General features: G+C 58.1%; 20 protein-coding genes. 3 read left to right on the plus strand and 17 right to left on the minus strand.

The genetic code is table 11. The annotated features are described in order from the left end of the window. Nucleotides 1-34: 34 nt before the first annotated feature. The 5 genes from QFX16_RS27755 to QFX16_RS27775 form a co-directional block, all read right to left on the minus strand. Nucleotides 35-1,132, minus strand: coding sequence for a polyamine ABC transporter substrate-binding protein (locus QFX16_RS27755; RefSeq protein ID WP_283182093.1), 1,098 nt, complete (start codon nt 1,130-1,132; stop codon nt 35-37). Between the two features lie 239 nt (nt 1,133-1,371). Then, nucleotides 1,372-2,469: a polyamine ABC transporter substrate-binding protein gene (locus QFX16_RS27760; protein ID WP_283184648.1), complete on the minus strand. Its 1,098-nt coding sequence runs from the start codon at nt 2,467-2,469 to the stop codon at nt 1,372-1,374. A gap of 197 nt (nt 2,470-2,666) precedes the next feature. Beyond that, nucleotides 2,667-4,031: an aspartate aminotransferase family protein gene (locus QFX16_RS27765; RefSeq protein WP_283182094.1), complete on the minus strand. Its 1,365-nt coding sequence runs from the start codon at nt 4,029-4,031 to the stop codon at nt 2,667-2,669. Between the two features lie 323 nt (nt 4,032-4,354). Beyond that, nucleotides 4,355-5,713: a glutamine synthetase family protein gene (locus tag QFX16_RS27770; RefSeq protein ID WP_283182095.1), complete on the minus strand. Its 1,359-nt coding sequence runs from the start codon at nt 5,711-5,713 to the stop codon at nt 4,355-4,357. A gap of 36 nt (nt 5,714-5,749) precedes the next feature. Further along, a complete protein-coding gene (locus QFX16_RS27775) occupies nt 5,750-6,526 on the minus strand; it encodes a gamma-glutamyl-gamma-aminobutyrate hydrolase family protein (RefSeq protein ID WP_283182096.1) in 777 nt (258 codons plus the stop codon). Nucleotides 6,527-6,804: 278 nt separating this feature from the next. On the opposite strand from QFX16_RS27775, the gene QFX16_RS27780 reads away from it, so the two are divergent. Both QFX16_RS27780 and QFX16_RS27785 read left to right on the plus strand, forming a co-directional pair. Then, a complete protein-coding gene (locus tag QFX16_RS27780; protein WP_283182097.1) occupies nt 6,805-8,181 on the plus strand; it encodes a glutamine synthetase family protein in 1,377 nt (458 codons plus the stop codon). A 226-nt stretch (nt 8,182-8,407) separates the two neighbouring features. Beyond that, the gene (locus QFX16_RS27785; protein ID WP_283182098.1) at nt 8,408-9,046 is read left to right on the plus strand and encodes a TetR/AcrR family transcriptional regulator; all 639 of its coding nucleotides are present in this window, start codon (nt 8,408-8,410) and stop codon (nt 9,044-9,046) included. A gap of 203 nt (nt 9,047-9,249) precedes the next feature. On the opposite strand, the gene QFX16_RS27790 is transcribed toward QFX16_RS27785, so the two are convergent. From QFX16_RS27790 to QFX16_RS27830, 9 genes are all read right to left on the minus strand, one after another. Next, complete coding sequence (locus tag QFX16_RS27790) at nt 9,250-9,465, minus strand: TOBE domain-containing protein (protein ID WP_003229256.1); 216 nt, start codon at nt 9,463-9,465, stop codon at nt 9,250-9,252. A 33-nt stretch (nt 9,466-9,498) separates the two neighbouring features. After that, nucleotides 9,499-10,305: an aliphatic sulfonates ABC transporter ATP-binding protein gene (ssuB, locus tag QFX16_RS27795; RefSeq protein WP_283182099.1), complete on the minus strand. Its 807-nt coding sequence runs from the start codon at nt 10,303-10,305 to the stop codon at nt 9,499-9,501. After that, the gene (ssuC, locus tag QFX16_RS27800; RefSeq protein ID WP_033060593.1) at nt 10,302-11,084 is read right to left on the minus strand and encodes an aliphatic sulfonate ABC transporter permease SsuC; all 783 of its coding nucleotides are present in this window, start codon (nt 11,082-11,084) and stop codon (nt 10,302-10,304) included. Before ssuC ends, ssuB begins: the two co-directional genes overlap by 4 nt. 8 nt (nt 11,085-11,092) lie before the next feature. Continuing rightward, nucleotides 11,093-12,241 carry an FMNH2-dependent alkanesulfonate monooxygenase gene (gene ssuD, locus QFX16_RS27805; RefSeq protein WP_008026018.1) on the minus strand — a complete coding sequence of 383 codons (1,149 nt, stop codon included), beginning with the start codon at nt 12,239-12,241 and terminating at the stop codon, nt 11,093-11,095. Between the two features lie 25 nt (nt 12,242-12,266). Next, nucleotides 12,267-13,244 carry a sulfonate ABC transporter substrate-binding protein gene (locus QFX16_RS27810; protein ID WP_283182100.1) on the minus strand — a complete coding sequence of 326 codons (978 nt, stop codon included), beginning with the start codon at nt 13,242-13,244 and terminating at the stop codon, nt 12,267-12,269. A 90-nt stretch (nt 13,245-13,334) separates the two neighbouring features. Next, nucleotides 13,335-13,928 carry an NADPH-dependent FMN reductase gene (gene ssuE / locus QFX16_RS27815; protein ID WP_283182101.1) on the minus strand — a complete coding sequence of 198 codons (594 nt, stop codon included), beginning with the start codon at nt 13,926-13,928 and terminating at the stop codon, nt 13,335-13,337. A 330-nt stretch (nt 13,929-14,258) separates the two neighbouring features. Continuing rightward, on the minus strand, nt 14,259-14,897 hold the full coding sequence (locus QFX16_RS27820) for a peroxiredoxin (protein ID WP_283182102.1): 639 nt from the start codon (nt 14,895-14,897) through the stop codon (nt 14,259-14,261). A 239-nt stretch (nt 14,898-15,136) separates the two neighbouring features. After that, entirely contained in the window at nt 15,137-16,498 is a 1,362-nt protein-coding gene (locus QFX16_RS27825) for an OprD family porin (RefSeq protein ID WP_283182103.1), read from the minus strand. Nucleotides 16,499-16,848: 350 nt separating this feature from the next. After that, the gene (locus QFX16_RS27830) at nt 16,849-18,186 is read right to left on the minus strand and encodes an OprD family outer membrane porin (protein ID WP_283182104.1); all 1,338 of its coding nucleotides are present in this window, start codon (nt 18,184-18,186) and stop codon (nt 16,849-16,851) included. A gap of 351 nt (nt 18,187-18,537) precedes the next feature. Between QFX16_RS27830 and tauA the strand changes: the two genes are divergently transcribed. Then, on the plus strand, nt 18,538-19,527 hold the full coding sequence (gene tauA / locus QFX16_RS27835) for a taurine ABC transporter substrate-binding protein (RefSeq protein WP_283182105.1): 990 nt from the start codon (nt 18,538-18,540) through the stop codon (nt 19,525-19,527). 125 nt (nt 19,528-19,652) lie between these two features. Here tauA and QFX16_RS27840 read toward each other — a convergent pair whose 3' ends face one another. From QFX16_RS27840 to argE, 3 genes are all read right to left on the minus strand, one after another. Further along, on the minus strand, nt 19,653-20,588 hold the full coding sequence (locus tag QFX16_RS27840) for an IS110 family RNA-guided transposase (RefSeq protein WP_283180612.1): 936 nt from the start codon (nt 20,586-20,588) through the stop codon (nt 19,653-19,655). A gap of 226 nt (nt 20,589-20,814) precedes the next feature. Further along, a complete protein-coding gene (gene argA, locus QFX16_RS27845) occupies nt 20,815-22,113 on the minus strand; it encodes an amino-acid N-acetyltransferase (protein WP_283182106.1) in 1,299 nt (432 codons plus the stop codon). Between the two features lie 136 nt (nt 22,114-22,249). Then, a complete protein-coding gene (gene argE, locus QFX16_RS27850) occupies nt 22,250-23,407 on the minus strand; it encodes an acetylornithine deacetylase (protein WP_283182107.1) in 1,158 nt (385 codons plus the stop codon). Nucleotides 23,408-23,536: the final 129 nt, after the last annotated feature.

Raw genomic sequence — 23,536 nt, forward strand, 5'->3', positions numbered from 1 at the left:
GTGAGCCAACCTTGGATAATTTGAGCCTTTTTAGCTATTTACCCGACTTGACCTTGGTCCAGCTGCGGGTCATCAAACGTTGAATGTTTGGTGGTAACTCGATAGACACGTAAGTCTTGTCGAGGACTGCTTGCGGTGGATAAACCGATTCGTCGGTGCGAATGGACTGTTCCATCAGTGTGTCCGACCCTGGGTTAGGGTTGGCGTAACCCACGGAATCACTGACCTGGGCGATCACCTCAGGTTTCAGCAAATAGTTGATGAAGGCATGGGCTTCCTTGACGTTGGCCGCATCCTTGGGGATCGCCAGCATGTCAAACCAGAGCGCGCCGCCCTCTTTCGGAATCGAGTAGGCGATGTTCATGCCTTTGCCGGCTTCAGCCGCGCGGGCCTTGGCCTGGAACATGTCGCCGGAAAAACCGATCGCCACGCAGATATCGCCGTTGGCCAGGTCCGCGATGTATTTGGACGAGTGGAAATAGGTCACGTAAGGCCGCACCGCCAGCAACTTGGCTTCGGCCTTTTTGTAGTCTTCGGGGTTGGTGCTGTTGGCGTTCAGGCCCATGTAGTTGAGGACCGTGGGCATCATTTCATCGGCGGAGTCGAGGAACGCCACGCCACAGCTGTGCAGTTTCTTGATGTTTTCCGGCTCGAACACCACATCCCAGGAATCGATCTTGTCGAGACCCAGTACAGCCTTCACTTTGTCGACGTTGTAACCGATGCCGTTGGTGCCCCACAGATACGGCACGGCGTACTGGTTACCCGGATCGTTTTGCTCCAGGCGCTTGAGCAGCACCGGGTCGAGGTTGGAATAGTTGGGCAGCTTCGATTTGTCGAGCTTCTGGAAAGCGCCCGCCTTGATCTGCTTGCCAAGGAAGTGGTTGGAAGGCACGACCACGTCATAACCGGTACGCCCGGCCAGCAACTTGCCTTCCAGGGTTTCGTTGGAATCAAAGACGTCATACACCGGCTTGATGCCGGTCTCTTTCTGGAAGTCTGCCAGGGTCGTCGAACCGACGTAGTCCGACCAGTTATAAATATGCACGGTGCCAGCGGCCTGGACACTAACGGCAAGCGTCAGTCCGGCGCCGACCAGCAGTGCATTGCGCAACAAAGAAAAAATAGGCACGTGGAGGTCCTCTAAAATTAGTTGGGCCCAAGTGGCCCCGCGTTACATGACAGCCATGGCTGCCTGGCAACAAAACCGGCGCGCAACTTACCCTCGAAAAACCGTTCCAGCAAAACTTTTATGCAGATACCTGTAGCAGCTGCCGAAGGCTGCGTTCAACTGCGAAGCCGTTGTGCTGTCGAAAAGCGGAGGTCCTTCGGACCTCAACACAGCCTGCGGCAGCTGCTACAGGGTTTTACTTACTTACCGGATTTGATCTTGGTCCAACTGCGAGTCAGGATCCGCTGGGTCGCGGCCGGCAAGTCGGCAATCGCGTACAGCTTGGCCAGCACGTCTGCCGGCGGGTAGATGCCTGGGTCGGCGGTGATTTCTTTATCGACCAATGCGGTGGCCGCCGCGTTACCGTTCGGGAAGCGTACGGCGTTGGTGATTTCAGCCATGATTTCCGGCTTCTGCAGGAAGGTCATGAACTTGTAGGCGCCTTCGACGTTTTCGGCATCTTTAGGGATGGCGACCATGTCGTAGAAGCTGCCTGCACCTTCTTTCGGAATGTTGTAGCTGACTTTCACCTTGTCACCGGCTTCAGCCGCGCGGGACTTGGCCTGGTAGATGTCACCCGAGTAACCGACGGCCACGCAGATGTTGCCGTTGGCCAGGTCGGAGATGTACTTGGACGAGTGGAAGTAGCCCACCGAAGGACGAATCTTCAGGAACAGTGCTTCGGCTTCGGCCAGTTGTTTTTTGTCCTGGCTGTCGGTTGGATAGCCCAGGTAGTGCAACGCCACCGGAATCATCTCGGTTGGCGAATCGAGGAAACTGATACCGCATGACTTCAACTTGGCAGCGTTTTCAGGTTTGAAGAGCAGGTCCCAGGAATTGGTCGGTGCATCGGCACCCAGTGCAGCCTTGACCTTCTCGGCGTTGAAGCCGATGCCGATCGACCCCCACATGTACGGGAAAGCGTGTTCGTTGCCCGGGTCGCTCACCGATACTGCTTTAAGCAGGTCAGGGTTCAGGTTCTTCCAGTTAGGCAGCTTGGACTTGTCGAGCTTCTGGTAAACGCCAGCCTTGATTTGCTTGGCCAGGAAGTTGTTCGACGGTACGACGATGTCGTAGCCGGACTTGCCTGCCAGCAACTTGGCTTCCAGGGTTTCGTTACTGTCGAATACGTCGTAAACAACCTTGATTCCCGACTCGGCTTCGAACTTCTTGACGGTATCCGGTGCGATGTAATCGGACCAGTTGTACACGTGAAGAACCTTGTCGTCCGCCTGAGCTGCGCCCACCATCACGCCCATCAGGGACATGGCGAGGAGGGTCTTGCCAGCTATCTTCATACCTAATGCCTTCATGGGTAATGCTCCAATTTTTCTTCTTAACCACGTTCTTGTTAACCAAGAGCCAGCGGCCTATTCCTGGGCAACTAAAACAACCGGTAGTCTGGCAAGATCCAAGGCAGGCTTTCAAGGAAAGACCCATCCTTTGTTTGCGCTGAGCGAAATGCGAACTTCACACCCCGCTCAGAGCCTAGCACTTAGCCCTGCAATGCACTCAGGGTCAGGTCCAGACACTTGCGTGCCTTGGTCACCAACTCATCGATTTCAGCCGGTGTAATCACCAGTGGCGGAGCGATGATCATGGTGTCGCCCACGGCGCGCATGATCAGGCCGTTCTCGAAGCAGAACGTGCGGCAAATCATGCCAGCGCCCTTGCCTTCGTAACGCTTGCGAGTGGCCTTGTCCTGCACCAGTTCGATCGCCCCCAGCAGACCCACCCCACGCACTTCACCCACCAGGGGATGATCGTTCAGTTCTCGTAGGCGACTCTGCAAATAGGGTGCCGTTTCTGCATGAACGCGCTCGATAATTTTTTCTTCGCGCAGGATGCGGATGTTCTCCAGTGCCACCGCAGCGGCCACCGGGTGCCCGGAATAGGTGAAACCGTGGTTGAAATCGCCACCTTCGTTGAGCACCGCAACCACTTCGTCACGCACGATCAGGCCACCCATAGGGATGTAGCCGGACGTCAGGCCTTTGGCGATGGTCATCATGTCGGGTTTGAGGTCGTAGAAATCGCTACCGAACCACTCACCGGTACGGCCGAAACCACAGATCACTTCGTCAGCCACGAACAGAATGTCGTACTTGGCGAGGATTTCCTTGATGCGCGGCCAGTAGGTGTCTGGCGGAATGATCACGCCGCCGGCACCCTGGATCGGCTCGGCGATAAAGGCACCGACGTTGTCCACGCCGACTTCCAGAATCTTCTCTTCCAGCTGATTGGCCGCCCAGATACCGAACTCTTCCGGTGCCATCTCGCCGCCTTCAGCGAACCAGTACGGTTGCGCGATGTGGACGATGCCCGGGATCGGCAAGTCGCCTTGTTCGTGCATGTACTTCATGCCACCCAGGCTCGCGCCGGCCACGGTGGAACCGTGATAACCGTTCTTGCGGCTGATGATGACTTTCTTCTTCGGCTGGCCCTTGATCGCCCAGTAGTGACGAACCATACGCAGCATGGTGTCGTTGCCTTCAGAGCCGGAACCGGTGAAGAACACGTGGTTCATGCCTTGTGGCGCGATGTCGGAGATGGCCTTGGCCAGTTCCAGCACCGGCGGGTGAGCCGTCTGGAAGAACAAATTGTAGTAAGGCAGTTCGCGCATTTGTTTACTGGCGGCATCAGCCAATTCATCGCGACCGTAGCCGATCGCCACGCACCACAGGCCTGCCATACCGTCGAGGATCTTGTTGCCTTCGCTGTCCCAGAGGTAAACGCCCTTGGCGTTGGTGATGATCCGCGGGCCTTTCTCTTTCAGCTGCTTGAAGTCGCTGAACGGGGCCAGGTGGTGATCGCTGCTCAGGGTTTGCCATTCACGGGTTTGCGGGTTGTTGCTGGTCATGCGAATTCTCCTAAGATTTCAGTGAAGGGCGCCGCCAAGAGGGCGTGATTACCGTAAATGACGGCCGCGTTGTTTCTGTGATCGCGCCAGGCAAGGCGCGGGACGAAGGTAAGGGTTGTTTCCTTGCCGAGTCCCGCAACGCCGCATGGCGCGATCACAGAAACAACCCGAAGGGCCGTGTCCCGCAAAGCGCAATACGTCGTTACTCGTCGTTCATTTGAAGAAAACCAAATCTCACTCCTCGCGCCTAGTCTTGCGCTTTGCGGGACGACGGCGCGGCCATCATTTACGGTAATCACGCCCTCTCAGCCGCGCCCGGCGCATCAGACGGCGAAGAGCAGGAATTCCCGCTCCCACGAACTGATCACGCGCTTGAAGTTTTCATGCTCGGCCCGCTTGACCGCGACGTAGCCAGTGATGAATTTCTTGCCCAGGTACTTCTCGATAGTCGCGCTGTGTTCCATGCGTTCCAGCGCGTCTTCGATGGTCAGTGGCAGGCGCAGGTTGCGGCGTTCATAGCCACGCCCCACCACCGGCGCACTCGGGTCCAAGCCTTCGACCATGCCGATGTAACCGCAGAGCAGGCTCGCGGCAATCGCCAGGTACGGGTTGGCGTCGGCGCCCGGCAGGCGGTTTTCCACCCGACGGTTTTGCGGCCCGGCATCCGGAACCCGCAGGCCCACGGTGCGGTTCTCTTCGCCCCACTCCACGTTCACCGGTGCCGAGGTGTCTGGCAGGAAGCGGCGGAACGAGTTGACGTTCGGGGCGAACAGCGGCAACAGCTCGGGGATCAGTTTCTGCAAACCACCGATGTGGTGCAGGAACAGCTGGCTCATGGTCCCGTCTTCGTTGGAGAAGACGTTCTTGCCGGTCTCGATGTCGATGATGCTCTGGTGCAAGTGCATCGCACTGCCCGGCTCGCCGGTCATGGGTTTGGCCATGAAGGTGGCGGCCACGTTGTGCTTGAGCGCGGCTTCGCGCATGGTGCGCTTGAACACCAGGATCTGGTCGGCCAGGGACAGGGCATCGCCGTGACGGAAGTTGATTTCCATCTGCGCCGTGCCGTCCTCGTGGATCAGCGTGTCGAGGTCCAGCTCCTGCAATTCGCACCAGTCGTAGACGTCTTCGAACAGCGGATCGAATTCGTTTGCCGCTTCGATCGAGAAGGATTGGCGACCGGTTTCCGGGCGGCCGGAACGGCCTATCGGCGGTTGCAGCGGGAAGTCCGGGTCTTCGCAGCGCTTGGTCAGGTAGAACTCCATTTCTGGCGCCACGATCGGCTGCCAGCCTTTGTCGGAATAGAGTTTCAGCACCTTTTTGAGCACGTTGCGCGGCGACAGCTCGATTGGGTTGCCTTGCTTGTCGTAGGTGTCGTGGATCACCTGAGCGGTGGGCTCGATGGCCCAGGGCACAAGGAATACCGCGTTCTGGTCGGGACGGCAGATCATGTCGATGTCGGCCGGGTCGAGCAGTTCGTAATAGATGTCGTCTTCGACATAATCGCCGGTCACGGTCTGCAACAGAACGCTCTCGGGCAGGCGCATGCCTTTTTCGGCAATGAACTTGTTGGTCGGCGAAATCTTGCCCCGGGTGATCCCGGTCAAGTCGGCGATCATGCATTCGACTTCTGTGATCTTGTGGTTTTTCAACCAATCGGTGAGCTGGTCGAGGTTGTTACTCATAAATGCCTCTAGGCTTGGTTTCCTGACTCTTATAAGTCAGGCGTTGTTTGACGCATCGGCGTCGCGTTGTAATGCGTGCTTACGGCAGGCATCGCCAAATGCCTGGAAGATCGCAAGGTAATCCGGGTTTGAGCTTACCTGCCATTCGGGATGCCATTGCACTCCCAAAGCAAAACCCTTGCCCTGCGGGACCGAGACTGCCTCGATCAACCCGTCAGGAGCCAAGGCTTCGACGCAAAGGCCCGGCGCCAGACGTTCAACGCCCTGACCATGAATCGAATTGACGTGTATCTCGCTCGCCAGGCCCAGACCTGCAAGCACACCACCCGGTTGAATGTGCACCGGGTGACTTGGCGCATACTGTCCTTCAAGCGGTAGGCTATCGTCTTCACGGTGATCCATGAAGGGACCGGCATCGTGGACTTTTTGATGCAGGCTGCCGCCGAACGCCACATTCATTTCCTGGAAGCCGCGGCAAATACCGAGTACGGGAATGCCGGCCTCGACTGCGGCGCGGATCAACGGGAGGGTTGTGGCATCGCGTGCAGAATCATGAGCAGTGCCCGGCGCGCTGGCTAGGCCGCTATAGTGAAACGGTTCTATATTGGAAGGAGAGCCTGTAAAGAGGATGCCATCCAAACTGTCCAGAATATCGGACGGTGCCAGCAAATCGGCCAGGGACGGAAGAATCATCGGCAGGCCCTTGGCCGCTGAGGCCACGGCGCGGACGTACTTGTCGCCACTGATGTGATAAGCATGCAGACCGATCTGCTTAGAGCAGGCGGTGACGCCGATTAACGGCAGGCGAGACATGAAGCACCCCGGTATTATTGGTGTTATGGGTTTGAATCGAGCTTAGCCTTGTTCATTTTTTTACACAACACCCCCGTAAAAAATACAACACGGCCCGCTCAAGTGTGCATCAGCCAAAGCGTTCAAAGGCATAAAAACGCCCCAAAGCGCCTCAAAAAAGCCTTACGAGCGCTTTTTTAGGGCAAAAAAGGCCTCGCTTGACTTCGGCATGCCGTTCGGGTTGACTGGAATCCGCAGAGATCAATGATTGATATTTTTAACAACAAAGGTGTTGCATCATGTCGGTACCCCCGCGTGCCGTTCAGCTTAACGAAGCGAACGCGTTCCTTAAGGAACATCCTGAGGTTCTGTACGTTGACCTTCTGATTGCGGATATGAATGGTGTGGTGCGCGGCAAGCGCATTGAACGCACCAGCCTCCACAAGGTTTACGAGAAAGGCATCAACCTGCCGGCCTCTCTATTTGCTCTGGATATCAATGGCTCGACGGTGGAAAGCACCGGCCTGGGCCTGGACATCGGTGATGCTGACCGAATCTGCTATCCAATCCCTGACACCCTGTGCAACGAGCCTTGGCAGAAGCGCCCTACCGCGCAACTGTTGATGACCATGCATGAACTCGAAGGCCAGCCATTCTTTGCCGACCCGCGAGAAGTGCTGGCCAATGTGGTGCGCAAGTTCGACGACATGGGCCTGACCATCTGCGCCGCGTTCGAACTGGAGTTCTACCTGATCGACCAGGAGAACGTGAACGGTCGTCCGCAACCGCCACGCTCGCCGGTCTCCGGCAAACGCCCGCATTCGACACAGGTTTACCTGATCGACGACCTCGACGAATACGTCGACTGCCTCCAGGACATTCTGGAAGGTGCGAAAGAGCAAGGCATCCCTGCCGACGCGATCGTCAAGGAAAGTGCCCCGGCGCAGTTCGAAGTGAACCTGCACCACGTTGCCGACCCGATCAAGGCCTGCGACTACGCGGTCCTGCTCAAGCGCCTGATCAAAAACATCGCCTACGACCATGAAATGGACACCACCTTCATGGCCAAGCCTTACCCGGGCCAGGCGGGGAACGGTCTGCACGTCCACATCTCGATTCTTGATAAAGACGGCAAAAACATTTTTGCCAGTGAGGATCCCGAGCAGAACGCCGCACTGCGTCACGCGATCGGCGGTGTGCTCGAGACCCTACCGGCGCAGATGGCTTTCCTCTGCCCGAACGTCAACTCCTACCGTCGTTTCGGCGCACAGTTCTACGTGCCGAATGCACCGTGCTGGGGTCTGGACAACCGTACTGTTGCGGTGCGCGTGCCGACCGGTTCTGCCGACGCGGTCCGTCTGGAACACCGCGTTGCCGGCGCCGATGCCAACCCGTACCTGCTGATGGCTTCGGTCCTGGCAGGCGTGCACCACGGCCTGACCAACAAGATCGAGCCGGGCGCTCCCGTGGAAGGCAACTCATACGAGCAGAACGAGCAAAGCCTGCCGAACAACCTGCGCGATGCATTGCGTGAGCTGGACGACAGCGAAGTCATGGCCAAGTACATCGACCCGAAATACATCGATATCTTCGTCGCGTGTAAAGAGAGCGAGCTGGAGGAGTTCGAACACTCCATCTCCGACCTCGAGTACAACTGGTACCTGCATACCGTGTAAGCGGTTGCAGTAAAAACAACGCCGCCGGCCTCACAGCTTGCGGCGTTTTTTTATGGCCGCCTTCGGCGGATCGCGAGCAGGCTCGCTCCCACAGGGGATTTCCTGTGTGCACAAAATTCATGTTCGCTGGAGATCAACTGTGGGAGCGAGCCTGCTCGCGAAGGCGTCCTGGCAGACAACATCAATCCCTGCTCGTACAATGCCCGCTGCCCCGCAGGAGACTTCGATGACCCGACTCGCCACCCCACGCAAACCCCGCGCCCGCAGCCAGGCCCGGATCGATTCGATACTCGATGCCGCCCGCACGCTGCTGGCTGCCGAGGGCGTGGCCAGCCTGTCGATCTATAGCGTCGCCGAACGCGCGGAGATCCCGCCCTCCTCCGTGTACCACTTCTTTGCCAGCGTCCCGGCGCTGCTCGAAGCCCTGACGGCCGACGTCCACGCTGCGTTCCGTGCCTGCCTGCAAGCCCCCATCGACCACGAAGCCCTCAACGGCTGGCGCGATCTTTCGCGACTAGTGGAACAGCGCATGCTCGACATCTATGACGAAGACGCCGCCGCCCGCCAACTGATCCTTGCCCAGCACGGCCTGACCGAGGTCACCCAGGCCGACCGCCAGCACGACATCGAACTTGGCGACTTGATGCACAAACTCTTCGACCACCACTTCGAGCTGCCGAGACTGCCGACGGACGTTGATGTGTTTGCGTTGGCCATGGAGCTGGGGGATCGGGTGTATGCACGCTCAGTGCAACAACACGGACAGATCACGCCGCGCATGGCTGAGGAAGGGATGCGGGTATTCGACGCCTACCTAGGGCTGTATTTGCCGCCCTACCTGCCCAAGCGCGCTATTACAGCCTGATTTCTTTATTGACCGTGCAGGCCTCTTCGCGAGCAAGCGCGCTCCCACATTAGATCTCCAGTGAATGCAAAACCTGAGTCCGACGCCGGTCAGATGTGGGAGCAGGCTTGCTCGCGAAGGCCGCACCGCCGACCTCACTGACTCACACGCATAAAAAACCCCGAAGGGCTTAAACCGTTCGGGGTTGTTGTTTGCGCACGCGCTTACAACTTGGCGATCGACACCTCGGTGGATTTCACAAACGCGATCACTTCGCTGCCGACCACCAGTTCCAGCTCTTTCACCGAGCGAGTGGTGATCACCGAGGTGACGATGCCGGAGGCGGTTTGTACGTCAATTTCGGACAGTACGTCGCCGAGTACGATTTCCTTGATGGAGCCTTTGAACTGGTTACGAACGTTGATGGCTTTGATTGTCATGATGTTGATTCCTGTCGTTGGATAAGGCTTGAGTTATTGAGCCCAACGCAATTGCGTAGGCAATGGTGAAACAGGTTCCGGTGCCGGCGGTTCGCCGGGCAACGCCAGCACGCGATTGAGGACTTCGGTTTCCAGCGCCGCCAGCCGATGGGAGCCGCGAACCCGAGGGCGCGGCAACTCAACGTGCAGGTCGAGGCCGACTTCGCCCTCTTCGATCAGGATCACCCGATCGGCAATCGCCACCGCTTCACTGACATCATGGGTGACCAGCAACACGGTGAATCCGTGCTTCTGCCAGAGCCGTTCGATCAGCTGCTGCATTTCAATTCGGGTCAGTGCATCCAGCGCGCCCAGCGGTTCGTCCAGCAACAGCAAACGCGGTTGATGGATCAGCGCGCGGGCCAGGGCCACGCGTTGCTTCTGGCCGCCGGACAAGGCCGCTGGCCATTCATTGGCGCGGTCGGCCAGACCGACCGACTCCAACGCTTCCAGCGCTTGCGGACGCCAGTTGCCCTTGAGCCCGAGGCCGACGTTGTCGATGACCTTTTTCCATGGCAGCAAACGCGCTTCCTGGAACATCAATCGGGTGTCTTCCCGCGCCTCATTCAGTGGCGCTGAGCCCGCGAGCAATTCACCGCCCGTGGGTTTGTCGAGACCGGCGAGCAAACGCAGCAAGGTACTTTTTCCGCAACCGCTACGACCGACCACGGCGACAAACTGACCGGCCGGGATATGCAGATCGATCTCGCGCAGCACTTGCCGCGCGCCGAAGGTTTTTTGCAGTTTGCGCACTGCCAGCGGAATCCCGCGCAGCAGGCGTGGAGGTTGTTGAGCCGTCATGCCGCACCTCCTTTAACAACCTGATAGGCCGGGTGCCAGCGCAACCACACGCGCTCAAGTCCACGGGCCGCGAGGTCGGCGAGTTTGCCGAGCACGGCGTACAAGAGAATCGCCAGCACCACTACGTCGGTCTGCAGGAACTCCCGGGCATTCATTGCCAGGTAGCCGATGCCGGAGCTGGCGGAAATGGTTTCCGCGACGATCAACGTCAGCCACATGAAGCCCAGCGCGAACCGCACACCGACTAGAATCGAAGGCAGCGCGCCCGGCAGAATCACCTGACGGAACAGGCTGAAACCGGACAAGCCATAACTGCGGGACATTTCCACCAGCGCCGGATCGACATTGCGGATGCCGTGATAGGTGTTGAGGTAGATCGGGAACAACGTGCCCAACGCCACCAGGAAAATCTTCGCCGACTCATCAATGCCGAACCACAGGATCACCAGTGGAATCAGCGCCAGGTGCGGCACGTTGCGGATCATCTGCACCGAACTGTCGAGCAGACGCTCGCCCCATTTCGACAGGCCGGTGATGAAGCCCAGGGTCAGGCCGATGCTGCCGCCGATGGCGAAGCCCAGCGCCGCACGCCAGCCGCTGATCGCCAGGTGAGTCCAGATTTCACCGCTGCGCACCAGGCTGACGCCGGCTTCGATGACCGCGATCGGCGCCGGCAGAATCCGTGTCGACAACCAGCCCGCCGACACCGACAACTGCCACACCGCCAGCAGCAAAACAGGTAACGCCCAGGGCGCAAGGCTATGGATAAGTTTCTTCATGGCGCGCCTCAGCTCTGCGACGCGGCTTTGGGAAGAATGTCGTTAGCGACCATCTCACCAAACGGGCTGACGTAACCGGCGCTTTTCGGCAATTCCGGACGTTCGATGTCCAGATGCGGGAACAGCAATTCGGCGACGCGGTACGACTCTTCCAGGTGTGGGTAACCGGAGAAGATGAACGTGTCGATGCCCAGGTCCGCGTATTCCTTCACGCGAGCGGCCACGGTCGGACCATCGCCCACCAATGCTGTACCGGCACCGCCACGCACCAGGCCAACACCGGCCCACAGGTTGGGGCTGACTTCCAGGTTGTCACGGCTGCCGCCGTGCAATGCGGCCATGCGTTGCTGACCGACCGAGTCGAAGCGCGCCAGAGAAGCCTGGGCGCGAGCGATGGTGTCGTCGTCCAGATGAGAGATCAGCCGATCCGCCGCTTGCCAGGCTTCGGCATTGGTTTCACGAACGATCACATGCAAACGAATGCCGAAGCGCACGGTGCGCCCGAGCTTCGCGGCTTTGGCGCGCACTTGTTCGATCTTCTCGGCAACGGCTGCCGGAGGTTCGCCCCAGGTCAGGACCATCTCGACCTGTTCTGCCGCGAGGTCTTGCGCCGCTTCCGAAGAACCGCCGAAGTACAGCGGCGGACGCGGTTGCTGAATCGGCGGGTAGAGCAACTTCGCGCCCTTCACGCTGATGTGCTGACCGTCGTAATCGACGGTTTCGCCTTCCAGCACGCGGCGCCAGATGCGGGTGAATTCCACCGAGGCTTGATAGCGCTCTTCGTGAGTGAGGAACAAACCGTCGCCGGCCAATTCTTCCGGATCACCGCCGGTGACCAGGTTGAACAACGCACGACCGCCGGACAGGCGATCCAGCGTCGCAGCCTGACGCGCTGCCACCGTCGGGGAAATGATCCCGGGGCGCAGGGCGACGAGGAACTTCAAACGCTGGGTCACCGGGATCAGCGACGCGGCCACCAGCCACGAATCTTCGCAAGAGCGACCCGTAGGAATCAGCACCCCGCCGAAGCCCAGCCGGTCCGCTGCTTGCGCGACTTGTTGCAGATAACCGTGATCGACGGCGCGAGCGCCTTCGGCGGTGCCAAGGTAATGGCCGTCGCCGTGGGTAGGCAGGAACCAGAAGATATTGAGGCTCATGGAGTGGTCTCCTTAGGGATTCGAATTACTGAGCTTTGGCAACGGCCGCCGGAGGCGTCCAGATCACGTCTTTGATGCTCAGCGGCTTTGGAATCAGCTTGAGCTGGTAGAAGCTGTCGGCGATTTTCTGTTGCGCGGCGACCACTTCAGGCGTGAGGAACAACGCGCCGTAGCCCTGGCGTTTCACCGAAGTCAGGGTGATGTCCGCCGGCAGGCCGAGCAGTGGCGAGACTTGTTTGGTCACGTCGTCGGGATTGGCCTTGGACCATTCGCCGACGGCGCGCACTTCTTCCACCAAGGTCTTGATCACCTCAGGATTTTTCTGCGCGTATGGCTTGGTCGCGAGGTAGAACTGATGGTTGTCGACGATGCCTTGGCCATCACGCAGGGTGCGTGCTTGCAGTTGCTGTTCGGCGGCAGCCTGGTACGGGTCCCAGATCACCCAGGCATCGACACTGCCACGTTCGAACGCAGCGCGAGCATCGGCCGGCGGCAGGAATACGGTCTTGATGTCGGTGTATTTGAGGCCGGCGTCTTCCAGTGCGCGGACCAGCAAGTAGTGAACGTTGGAACCTTTGTTCAGGACGACTTTCTTGCCCTTGAGGTCCTGCACCGATTTGATCGGCGAGTCCTTCGGCACCAGGATCGCTTCGCTGTGAGGCGCTGGCGGTTCGTAGGCGACGTAGAGCAGATCGGCGCCGGCGGCTTGAGCGAATACCGGTGGAGTTTCACCCGTAACGCCGAAGTCGATGGAGCCGACGTTCAGGCCTTCGAGCAGTTGCGGGCCGCCGGGGAATTCAGTCCATTGCACGTCCACGCCTTGGGCGGCGAGGCGTTTTTCCAAAGTGCCTTTGGCTTTGAGCAGCACCAAAGTGCCGTACTTTTGATAACCGATTCTTAGGGTCTCGGCTTGAGCTTGAGCTTGAGCTTGAGTAATAACGCCGAAGGACACAGCCGCAGCAAACAGAGCGACCAGACCACGACGCAAAATGACAGTGCGCATGGCGCTCTCCTTTTTGCAGTTGGGTTTTGGCTGCACCTGCTTGCCCGTTAGCGGGCCAGTAAGGTGAGTACTTCAAATTCGGGTAAGGGTTTAAATGCTCCAGCGAGCACTCAACAAACGTTCATTCAACAGGTTCGGATCGATCGGCTTGGGCCGTCGGGCCATGGCGCTGAAAAACAGCTCCAGTGATTCATTCAGTCTTTCTTCCAGCTCCGGTGCCAACTGCGCCTGGACGCTGCCTTCGCCGTAAGCGATCTGGCTGTCTACGGCGAAAATCCCGTGGAGCATTTCCTGGGCTTTCAACGCCGACAACACCGGCTTGAGCGCGTAATCCACCGCCAGCATGTGAGCGATGCTGCCGCCGGTGGCCATTGGCAAAACCACTTTGTGAGCCAGAGCACGTTCGGGCAGCAGGTCCAACACCGTTTTCAATGCGCCGGAGAACGACGCCTTGTACACCGGCGTGGCGATCAGCAGGCCATCGGCGTTTTCAATCTGTTGCAGCAGGTCGATCACCTTCGGGCTGTCGAAGCGTGTATGCAGCAAGTCTTCGGCCGGGAAGTCCCGTACCTGGTAACTCACCACTTCCACACCTTGCTCCTGCAACCAGCGTTGGGAGCGCTCCAGCAGCACCCCGGAACGGGAGCGTTGGCTGGGACTGCCACCGAGTGAGACAACCAGCATTCAGACGATTCCTTGAACGGTGTTGGCGATTCGCGGTTTGCGATCTCGCTTTGATGGAAGTGACCTTAACAGGTGATTGTTATATCCATAAATCATATTTATTCATTTGGTTATTCCTTACGGATCTATACGGAATGTCTTTTCCCAGGCAAAAAAATAGGCCGTAAAAACGGCCTGAAATCCCCTGCTTTATGGATACGGTTCAATCTGAATTATACGGCGCCTGTTATGCCGTCTTCGCGAGCAAGCCCGCATTATTGGATCGAGCTTTACCTGTGGGAGCGGGCTTGCTCGCGAAGGCGATTTCAGCCACACCTAAAATGCTATGGATTACCTGTTCGGCTGTGGCGTCAGACGCAGGTACGGCTTCACCGCGCGATAACCCTTGGGAAAGCGTTTCTTGATTTCGTCTTCATCCTTGAGTGACGGCACGATCACTACTTCATCACCGTCCTGCCAGTTGGCCGGGGTGGCCACCTTGTAGTTGTCGGTGAGTTGCAGCGAGTCGATCACTCGCAGAATTTCATGGAAGTTACGGCCGGTGCTCGCCGGGTAGGTGATGGTCAGCCGAACCTTTTTGTTTGGGTCGATCACGAACAGCGAACGCACGGTCAGGGTGTCGTTGGCATTCGGATGGATCAGGTCGTAGAGGTCCGAGACCTTGCGGTCGGCGTCGGCAATAATCGGGAAGTTGACGAGGGTGTTCTGGGTTTCGTTGATGTCTTCGATCCACTTGTGGTGCGAGTCCACCGGGTCCACGGACAGGGCTATGGCTTTCACACCGCGCTGAGCAAACTCGTCCTTGAGCTTGGCAGTGAAGCCCAACTCCGTGGTGCACACCGGGGTGAAGTCCGCCGGATGGGAAAACAGCACGCCCCAGCTATCGCCCAGCCATTCGTGGAAACGGAGGGTGCCGGCGCTGGAATCCTGTTCGAAGTCGGGGGCGATATCGCCCAGTCTGAGACTCATGGTGCTGCTCCTGGTGAGTGCTTGTTGAGGTCAACTGTGCCTGCATTTCTTATTCATTAAAAAGAATAAATATCGATTTGTTTAGATCGTAAATGAATATTAAAGATGTGTTCATTGGGCTGCACAAAGAGGGAAATTTCGAGGAAGGTTTACGGGGGTGAGCCTGACTTGAAAACGCAAAAGCCCCGCCCGGCGTGATGCCGGGCGGGGCTTTTTTTACTTCTGTTACGCGAGTGCTATTACAACAGCGGGATCGAGTAGCTGACGATCAGACGGTTTTCGTCCTGCGAACGAGTGTTCGGCAGGTCGGTACGCCACATAGCGTTTTTCCACATGAAGCCAAGGTTTTTCAGCGGGCCTTCTTGTACGACGTAAGCCAGAGTCAGGTCGCGTTCCCACTCGGAAGCACCGTTAGCCAACTCGCCACTGCGAGCGTTGACGGTATCAATTTCATCACCTTTCAGGTAGACCACACCGGCCGTCAGACCTGGTACACCGACCTTGGCAAAGTCATACGAGTAGCGTGCTTGCCAAGTGCGCTCGCCGGCACGGGCGAACTTCTGGATCTGCATGTCGGTAGTCAGGTAAGCCGAAGCGCCGTCACCCTGGTTCAAGTAAGGGAAGTCGCTGCTACCGTTGCTGATCTGATAGCCGCCGCCGAAGGTGTGGCCGGCAACGGTATACAGGAACAGGCCGCTATACAGGTTGTTGTCGACCTTGCCTTTACCGTTTGGCGCATTGTAGTTGCCAGAGGTGAAGTAGTTGGCGTCGTGACCGTTGGCACCGTCATCCCGGCTGTTGAAGTAGCGCAGGTCGGATTTCAGAACGCCCGGGCCGATTGCCCAGTTGTGAACCAGACCCAGGAAGTGCTGCTTGTAGAAATCTTCCAGGTTGCCGTAGTAGTACTGGGCAGTCAGGTCTTTGGTGATTTTGTAGTCACCGCCGCCGTAATAGAATTTGTTGCTGTCGCGACCAGCCGCAGTGCGACCGTTCGCACCAACAATCGACAACTCTTCGTTGTTGCTGGAGTTACGACCTTTGGCGTGCTCGATCTGACCACCGACCAGTGTCAGGTCCTTGATCTCGTTCGAAGTGATCTGGCCGCCCTGGAACGTTTGCGGCAGCAGACGACCGTCGTTGGTCACGATCACCGGCAGTTTTGGCTGCAGGGTGCCCAATTTCAGTTCGGTCTGGGAAATCTTGGCTTTAGCAGTCAGGCCCAGGCTGGAGAAGTTATCAACTGCTTCGCCGTTGGACTTGCTTGGAAATACAGTACCGCCATAAGAACCATAGTTCGTGGCGGTTGCAGGGCTCGCACCATTAGTGCCACCACCAGAATCCAGACGCACGCCCAACAGACCGATAGCGTCGATACCGAAGCCTACGGTGCCTTGGGTGTAACCGGAGATGAAGCGCAGGTCGAAGCCTTGGCCCCACTCTTCGTTTCTGCTTGGATCGGCAGTGCCGTCACGGTTATCCGTGTTGATGTAGAAGTTACGCAGCCCCAAAGTAGCCTTGCTGTCTTCGATGAAACCGGCGGCGCCTGCCTGCTGCGCCAAAACCCCTACGGCCACAGCCAGGGCCAAGGTGGACTTGTTCATTTGTTTCGCTCCTATCGTTTCTAATTCTTGAGGTCCTGGGTCGAATGCCCTGGATCCTGAAATGCTCGGTTAGCGCCAGACCTTGTGACTACGGCGATGGCCTGACCCTGTGATTTTGGCCCGCATAATAAACACAAAAAGAATTATTTCATCATTTTTCATGCCATTCAGGAATATAGCTTCGCGCTATTACTCTGAGTCGGGACACAAGGTATCGGCTCATAAGCCACCCACTTTAGGCGCTTGGCCTAAAAGCCAAAAAGAATAAAAAATTACTACGTAAGCTCTATTTGGAATATTGAAAAACACAAAAAAAGCGTCGCTTGCGGACGAGGCTTTTCCTAGTGGCTTTAGAGGAAGCTGTAGGTGTAGTTGAAGATCAGACGGGTCTGGTCCTTGTCGGCGAGGCCGGCTGCGTCGCCACGGTAGACGCCATGACGCACCGTTGCGCCTAAGCCTTTGAGCGCGCCCTGCTGAATGGTGTAGTCCACCCGCATGTCGCGCTCCCACTCGGACGCATCGCTGCCACCGGTTGCGGATTTGATGTTTTCGCCCTTCAAGTAAGCCACGGACGCTTTCAGACCCGGCACACCCGCAGCGGCGAAATCGTAGGTGTATTGACCGAAGGTGGTGTTTTCACCTGCGCGGACAAAACCGTTGATCATGGCGTCGGTGAACAGGTAGAAGCTGGTACCACCGTTACCTTCCGGACGACCATTGCCGTCAACCACGCTGCCCTGGTTCAGATAGACGAAACCGCCGTCATCGCTGACGCGCTGGTGACCGAGCAAGAAAGCATTGCCACCCAAGGTGTAGGTGAACATGGCGCTCCAGGTCTTGTTATCGACCTCGCCCGGGGTCTTGGCGAAACCACCGTTGTTGTTGAAGCGGTAGCCGAGGTCGCCGTTCTTGCCATCGGAGCTGCTGTCAAAATAGCGCAGGTCTGTCTTGAAGGACTGTTTGGCGTCGATCGGGAAAACGTGAATCAAGCCAAGGAAGTCCTGCTTGTAGTAATCCTTCAGATTCGAGTGGTAGTACTGCAGGGTGAGGTCCTTGGTGACCTTCCAGTCAGCACCGGCGTAACGGAACTGGTTGCTGTCCTGAGTTCCGCCAGCCACGGCCAGGCCGGTGGAGTTTGAAGAGGCGCGACCTGCCGAGTGCTCCAACTGACCCAGGTTAAAGGTCACGTTGTCGATCTCCTTCGAGGTGATGGTGCCACCGTCAAAGGTCTGTGGCAGCAGGCGGCTGTCGTTCGCGACCAGGATCGGCATGTTCGGTTGCAGAGCGCCACCCAGGTGGGCTTCGGTCTTCGAGAAGCGGGCCTTGACGTTAGCGGCCGCACGGCTCCACTCGTCCACAGCCGAACCATCGGTGTCGCTTGGGAAAAACGTGTTGTTGTTGGCTGGGTGGTGACCTTTGCCGCCGTCCAGATGGATACCCACGAGGGCCTGGGCGTCGATACCGAAGCCGACAGTACCTTGGGTGAAACCGGACAGATAATCGAACTTGAGGCCTTCAGCGGTCTCTCTCTGATCCGTACCACCGGAATCGCGGTTATCGTCGTTGTAATACATGGTGCGAGAACTGACGGAAGCTTTGCTGTCTTCGATGAAACCCGCGGCGCCTGCCTGCTGCGCCAGAACCCCGACGGCCACGGCCACACCCAGAGCCAAGGTGGACTTGTTCATTGTTTCGCTCCTCTCGTTTCTAATTCTTGTGTTCCTGGTCCTGGGTCGTATGCCCGGGCTCCTAAGATCCGCGATTAGCGCCAGACCGTGACTCACAAGTCAATCGTAACTATGTGTGTCTACGACCATGGTCTAACCCCCAACAAATTCCTTCCTAAGCCGGGCCATAAACCCAAAAAGAATCACCCAGTTCTTTTTCATACCGTTTAGGAATTTAGCTCCGCACTATTCCTTGAGCCGGGACACGGGCGCCGGCTCATAAGCTAATTCCTAAAGGGTATTTGTTAGCCTTTTTTTAGATCGATTAGCTTTGATGCAATTCACGATCAATACCTATCGAAAGGCAGCGCCATGACGACCAAACGCGCACTATCCGGCCCAATTGTTACAGTTTGTGTATCGCTAATAATTTCTTTTAGCGCTCACGCGGCGAACCTTACGATCGGTTATCAAACCGGTATCGACCCCAGCAAAGTCCCCCAGGCAGACGGACTGTACGAGAAAACCATCGGCCAGAAAATTGACTGGCGTCGTTTCAATAGCGGCCCGGAAGTGGTTACGGCCATTGCTTCCGGCGACGTGCAGATTGGCAACCTCGGCTCGAGTCCGCTGGCAGCCGCTGCTTCGCGCAATCTGCCAATCGTTGCGTTCATTGTTTCCGCCCAGATCAACGCCGCTGAAGCCCTCGTGGTACGCAACGGCAGTGGCATTGATAAACCGGAAGATATGATCGGCAAGACCATCGCCACACCCTTCGTTTCAACCTCCCACTACAGTTTGCTGGGTGCGTTGAAGCACTGGGGCCTGGATGCCTCGAAAGTCAAAGTGGTGAATTTGCAACCGGCGGAAATCGCGGCGGCGTGGAAGCGTGGTGACATCGATGGTGCGTTTGTCTGGTCACCCGCCTTGGGGGAAATTCGCAAGACCGGCAAGACTTTGACCGACGCGGCACAGGTCGGCCAATGGGGTGCACCGACCTTCGAAGTCTGGGTCGCGCGCAAGGATTACGCCGAGAAGCACCCAGAGGTTGTGGCCAAATTTGCCAAGGTCACGGTGGACTCGTTCGCCGACTATGCCGCGCATAAAGACAGCTGGACTGCTGACTCGGTACCGGTGCAAAAAATCGCCAAACTGACCGGCGCCAATGCCGTCGATGTGCCGGAGTTGCTGGCCGGCTCCACGTTCCCGGATGCTAAAGCCCAACAGACCACCGCGCTGCTGGACGGCGGCACGGCCAAGGCGATTGGCGAGACGGCGAAGTTCTTGAAGGAACAAGGGAAGGTCGAGACGGTGCTGCCGGATTATTCGCCGTATGTCAGCGCGAAGTTTGTCACTGAGTGATTGCTGACGGCTGCTGCGCAGCCGATCGTCGGAACGCCGCCCGAAGCAAGCTGGCTCCCACAGTGGTTTTGTAAACGCCAAAGATCCCTGTGGGAGATTCTATGTTGCAGGGCAACCCCGCAACCTCAGGCCGGGTGGTATTCGCTCTGATTTTTCATCAGGGCAAATGCCACCCGGCAGAGTTTCCGGGCAAGGGCCACCAAGGCCTGGGTTTTCGAGAAGCCTCTTGCCAAATACGACTCGTAAAACGGTTTCCATTTAGCTGAGCGACAGGCTGCCATTGCGGCGTTGTAAGCCAACCGGCGGACTTCCGGATCCCCTTTTTTTGTCAGGTGCCGGGGGCCGTTCTTCTTCCCGGAGTCATCGACCGTAAGGTCCATCCCTAGAAACGCGATGAACGCATCACTATTGGCAAAATCACCGCGCATAAAGGTCGTCGCCAACCCGGTTGCAGTCAGTTCGCCAACCCCTTCGATGGCTTTGCAGCGGTCGATATTCTCTTCAATACCCGCCTCTTTGCTGACCTTGCGCAGCAGTTTCTGAATGGCCTGATCCGCTTGCTTGAAGGCCTTTTGCTGGGCGCTCTGTACTTTCTTCAACAAGGGTTCATTGGCCCAGCTCAGCATCAGACCGGCATGGTTCTGGATCAGCGTTGCACGTCTGTGGAGCAGGCTTTTCAGCGAGGTGTAGGCCTTGGGTGGTGGGCTCCAGATCCGCAGTCCGTCTTGTTCGTTCGTCAAATAACGCGCCAGCAGACGGGCATCGCAGGGATCGTTCTTGGCTCGTTGGCCGATGCCGCGGCGATAGTTGCTCACCCGATAAGCATCCACGACATAGACCTGGTGCCCCATCGCATGGGCCAGCTCGACGGTGTCCAGGTGGTAGATGTTGGTGGCTTCAACGGCGATAGCGCTTTGGGCGGGCAATGTTTTAAGCCAGCGTTTGAGGGCTGTTCGATCGTTCTTGATGGTGTCAGTGGTTAGCCGGTCGGAGCGATAGACAACTATTTCGGTCTTGGCGATATCGACGCCAACCACCGTCTGCGAAGTAAGGATTGTCATGACGAATCCTCGGAGCTAGGGTTTAAGAGCTTGTCGGGGTCTACCGTTGCGCTGGCTTGCCTCTATCGTCGGTTTTACCGATGAATTCCTTATCGGCGCTTTGGGTAGAAGGGGCGGGATGAGAAGTCTCCCACGGTCTGTACTGGTCAGAATCGAGCTTTTAGTCCCGCCCACCCCTTCAAGTCTAAACATACAAGCGAGCTTGCTCGCGATGGCCGCACCGCGGTTACAAGGTCTTTTCGAAGATCTTCGAATTACGCTGAAAGTTGTATAGCGATGCCCGTGCCGACGGCAGGCGTTCGACGCTGCTCGGCACGAAACCACGCTCGCGAAACCAGTGAGCGGTCCGGGTCGTCAGTACGAACAAGGTTTTCAGCCCCTGCGCCCGGGCGCGGGTTTCGATGCGCTCCAGCAACTCATCACCACGACCGCCATGGCGGTATTCCGGGTTCACCGCCAGACACGCCAACTCCCCCGCATCCGAATCAGCAATCTGATACAGCGCCGCACACGCGATGATCATGCCTTCGCGCTCGACCACACTGAACTGCTCGATCTCACGCTCCAGCACCTCACGGGAACGCCGCACCAGAATGCCCTGCTCTTCCAGCGGGCTGATCAAATCCAGCAAACCACCGACGTCTTCGATCGCCGCTTCGCGCACAATCTCGAATTGCTCCTGGGCCACCAGCGTACCGCCACCGTCACGGGTGAACAGTTCGGTCAGCAGCGCGCCGTCTTCGGCGTAGCTGACGATGTGACTGCGCGCCACGCCACCGCGGCAGGCCTCAGCGGCGGCATCCAACAGCTCAGCTTGATAGTTGCTGCCCAAGCGCTGCAGATGCGCCGGCACTTGTTGCGGACGCAACTCACGAACCAGCCGACCGTTTTCATCGATCAGCCCCAGGTCGGCGCCGAACAACAGCAGCTTGTCCGCCCCCAGATCGATGGCCGCGCGAGTGGCGACGTCTTCGCAGGCGAGGTTGAAAATCTCACCGGTCGGCGAGTAACCCAGTGGCGACAACAGCACGATGGAGCGTTCATCCAGCAGACGATTGATGCCCTTGCGGTCGACCCGACGCACTTCGCCGGTGTGGTGATAGTCGACGCCTTCGAGCACGCCGATCGGCCGCGCCGTCACCAGATTGCCGCCGGCCACCCGCAGACGCGAGCCCTGCATCGGCGATGAAGCCATGTCCATGGACAGTCGCGCTTCGATGGCGATACGTAGCTGGCCGACCGCATCGATCACGCACTCAAGGGTCGCGGCATCGGTGATGCGCATCCCATGGTGGTAATGCGGGGTCAGGCCGCGCGCAGTGAGGCGGGTTTCAATTTGCGGACGGGAACCGTGAACCAGCACCAGTCGCACGCCCAGGCTGTGCAACAGCACCAGGTCATGGACGATATTGCCGAAGTTCGGGTGCTCCACGCCGTCGCCGGGCAGCATGACGACGAAGGTGCAATCGCGGTGGGCGTTGATGTAAGGCGAAGCATGACGAAGCCAATTAACGTAGTCGGGCATGAACCTGGGCCTGTAATAAATAGCAGCCAAAAAATGGGCGAAACAGAAAAACGCACAGCGGGCTGATGGTTATCGTCGGAACAGGCTTGGCGACACGCGCGCTCTCCTCATGAATACGGGTTGGGATGCTGGCAATTTATACGGCTTGGGCCGGTGTGAGGCAGTAATGTTCAATCAGTTGTCGTAATAGATGCACCGTAGGCTGCAAACGTGACATTTCGAGGTATTCCCCCGGTTGGTGCGCACAGGCGATGTCGCCAGGGCCGAGCACCAGGGTTTCACAGCCAAGACGCTGAAGATAAGGCGCTTCGGTGCCGAACGCCACTGCTTCGGCACGATGGCCGGTGAGCTTTTCCGCGACCCGGACCAATTCTGCATCCTCGGCCTGCTCGAACGGCGGCACTTCGGGGAACAGCGGCGCGTAATCGATCTTCACCTGATGCCACTCGGCAATGGGCTTGAGCTTCTGCAGAATTTCCGCGCGCAGGGCATTTGGGTCCATGCCTGGCAACGGGCGCAGATCAAACTCCAGCGAACACTGACCGCAAATACGGTTGGGATTATCGCCGCCATGGATGCAGCCGAAATTCAGGGTCGGCGTCGGCACGCTGAACTGTGGATTACGGAATTCACGCTGCCACGCCAACCGCAAACCACGCAGTTCACCGATGGCATCGTGCATGGCTTCAAGAGCGCTGTGGCCGAGGCGTGGATCCGAGGAGTGGCCGCTCTGGCCGAGGATGTCGATGCGCTCCATCATGATGCCTTTGTGCATGCGGATCGGTTTCAGCCCGGTCGGCTCGCCGATCACCGCCGCACGACCGAGTGGACGCCCGGCTTCGGCCAAGGCACGAGCGCCGGACATCGAGCTTTCTTCATCACAGGTGGCGAGGATCAGCAGCGGTTGCTTGAACGGCTGATCGAGCAGCGGTATGACGGCTTCGATGGCCAGCGCGAAAAAGCCCTTCATGTCGCAACTGCCCAGCCCGACCCAGCGACCGTCAACTTCGGTCAGCTTCAGCGGATCGGTCTGCCACAGCGCGCCATCGAACGGCACCGTGTCACTGTGACCGGCCAGCACCAGGCCACCGGGGCCGGAACCGAAACTGGCCAGCAGATTGAATTTGCCGGGGCTGACCTGCTGGATGTCGCAGGTAAAACCCAGATCGCCGAGCCACGTCGCCAGCAAATCAATCACCGGACGGTTGCTTTGATCGAGGCTGGCCTGCGTACAGCTGACGGACGGCGCAGCGATCAGCGCAGCGAACTGATCTTTCATGGACGGCAAAGGCATCGCTGACTCCCAACTCCCGATTTGAACTCCATCATAGAACCATCCGGCGACAGGAATAAACCGTCGCGGCGCGTAGGTTTGGTCAGTGCTGTACACTGCACGGCCTTGGCAGCCACACATTCCCCCGGC

It is taken from the genome of Pseudomonas svalbardensis, from assembly GCF_030053115.1.
Classification (GTDB): Bacteria; Pseudomonadota; Gammaproteobacteria; order Pseudomonadales; family Pseudomonadaceae; genus Aquipseudomonas; species Aquipseudomonas svalbardensis.